Origin of the sequence: Methylobacterium sp. WL6, assembly GCF_008040095.1 — a bacterium.
Lineage (GTDB): Bacteria > Pseudomonadota > Alphaproteobacteria > Rhizobiales > Beijerinckiaceae > Methylobacterium.
In genome coordinates this window covers 1-2,178 of the sequence record NZ_VRVH01000486.1, presented here as the reverse complement: position 1 = coordinate 2,178, position 2,178 = coordinate 1, and the positions used below count along the sequence as shown (strand labels likewise).

Annotated in this window: 2 protein-coding genes and 1 pseudogene; 2 read left to right on the top strand and 1 reads right to left on the bottom strand. The window is 72.3% G+C overall.

Features of this window, described 5'->3' with window-relative positions; translation table 11 throughout:
• Positions 1 to 124, top strand: a pseudogene (locus FV230_RS31080) (sugar transporter); the annotation flags it as partial.
• A 158-nt stretch (positions 125 to 282) separates the two neighbouring features.
• On the top strand, positions 283 to 1,428 hold the full coding sequence (locus FV230_RS27545; RefSeq protein WP_147844628.1) for a branched-chain amino acid ABC transporter substrate-binding protein: 1,146 nt from the start codon (positions 283 to 285) through the stop codon (positions 1,426 to 1,428).
• A gap of 9 nt (positions 1,429 to 1,437) precedes the next feature.
• Here FV230_RS27545 and FV230_RS27540 read toward each other — a convergent pair whose 3' ends face one another.
• A complete protein-coding gene (locus FV230_RS27540; RefSeq protein ID WP_147844627.1) occupies positions 1,438 to 2,010 on the bottom strand; it encodes a protein-tyrosine-phosphatase in 573 nt (190 codons plus the stop codon).
• Positions 2,011 to 2,178 lie beyond the last annotated feature (168 nt).

Sequence of the window (2,178 nt, the reverse complement as noted above, 5' to 3'; positions counted from 1 at the left end):
AAACCGCGACCTCGTCTACGTCTCCAACGCCCCCTTCACCGAAGTCTCCAAGGTCGTCAGCGTCTTCTCCACCGTCGCAGGCCCCGTCGCATCCGCAGCCTCCGTCTACGCCTACTCACGGTAGGCGTTTTCCCCGCCCGACGCGGTGCCTCCGTGCGCGATGCGTCGCCGGTCGACTTGCCCGATCGCGGGTTTTCCCGGAAACAGGCGGCCGTCCGGGACGCGGCTCGGTGTTTGGTCCGCTGCCGTGCCGGAGGTGCGTCGATGCCGAGAAGGGGCCTGATGACGATCGGACGCGCTTCCCGGTTCGACCCGACCCTGGCCCAGTCCCGCATCCGCAGCCTCCGTGCCGGCCTCGCGCTGGCGGTGCTGAGCGTGGTTCCCGCCTGCGCCGACGTGGTGGTCGGCGTCGCGGTCCCGCGCTCGGGCGCCTACGTCTCGGTCGGCGAGCAGGTGCTGCGCGGCGTCGAGGCGGCGGCCCGCGACGCCAACGCGAAGGGCGGCCTCGACGGGCAGCCCATCCGCCTCGACGTGCAGGACGACGCCTGCGATTCCAACACCGCCACGGCGGTCGCCAATCACTTCGTGCGGTCCGACGTCGGCCTCGTCGTTGGCCACGTGTGCTCGAACGCCTCGCTTGCGGCCTCGGAGATCTACAGCCAGAACGGCATCGCGATGATCACCGCGGCCTCGGTCTCGGCGAGGCTGACCGATCGCGGTCTGCCGACGATCTTCCGCGTCTGCGGCCGCGACGACGACCAAGCGCGCCTCTCGGCGATCGTGCTGGCCGAGCGCTTCCGCGACCGCAAGATCGCCCTGCTCCAGGACCTGACGCCGGCCGCGCGCGCGCTCGCCACGGCGACCAAGGACAACCTCAACCGCATCGGCATCAACGAGGCGCTGCTCTCCGCCTTCTCGCCGAGCGATGCCGACGACGCGGCCTTGGCCGACCGGCTGAAGGCGGCCGGCATCGAGGTCGCCTATTACGGCGGCGACGCCGCCGAGATGGGCCGGCTCGTGCGGATCTCGGCCGAGCGCGGCTTCCGGCCGCAATGGTTCGGCACTTCAGCGATCGCCACGCCGGATTTCGCCAAGATCGCCGGCGGGGCGAGCAACGGCGTGCTGATGACCTTCTACCTCGACCCGAGCCGCCAGCCGGCGGCGGCCGAGGTGGTGAAGGCGTTCAAGGCCGAGGGCGGCGACCCGACGGGCTCGACGATCTACGGCTATGCCGCGCTGCAGGCGCTGGTCGCGGCGGCCAACTTCGCCCACACGCAGGACCCCAGGCGCATCGCCGCGACGCTGCACGCCGAGCGCTTCGACCTCGTGCTCGGGACCGTCGGCTTCGACGGAAAGGGCGACGTCACCGCCCAGGGCTACGTGCTCTACGTCTGGAAGGACGGGGTCTTCACCCCCGCGCCGAAGTAGCCCGTCCGCTCAGGCGGCCTCGGCCGCGTCGACCTCGGGCCCGCGGCCGAGGCCGCGCAGCAATTCGGCGAGGTGCGGGCGCACGCCGAGCTGAAGCTTGTGCAGGCGCCGCACCGCCGCGTCGAGCGTGCCCCGGCGGTCGAGCATCGCGTCCGCGAAGCCGATCATCCGCGCGTTCGGCCAGGCCGGCTCGCGGATCGCGTGCAGGCGCCGGACCAGGACCTCGGCGTCGGTGTCCGGCTCGGCGTCGCTCATCAGGATCAGCAGCGCCGCGGTCGAGCGCGACAGGCCGTAATGGCAGTGGACGAGGAGATGCGCGGCAGGTCCCGCCTCGCGGTCGCGCCCGAAGGCCAGGATCGCGGCGACGTGCTCGGGCTCCGGCGGGACCAGCCCCTCGCCCGGTCCGAGGCAGTCGTGGAAGTGCAGCGTCGTGCGCCGATGGGGGCCGTAGGCGGCGAAGTCCGCCGGCTCCGGCGTGCCCGGATCCAGCAGCGACAGCACGCGGTCGACGCCGCGGTCGCCGTGGCGCGCGAGCTCTTCCAGTCCGCAGACGGTGTGGAGGGTGATGGAGGCGGGTGTCACGACGGCGGGGCCTAGCACGGCACGTCGACGGTTTCGAGACCCGCACCGGACGTGCTAGGGGCCGCGGGATCGCAGCTGATGCCGAGGGAGGTGCCATGACGACCGTGAAGCGACGTGCGCTCCTCACCGCTGGGCTCGGAGCCGCCCTCGCCTCCCCCGCTCTTGCTT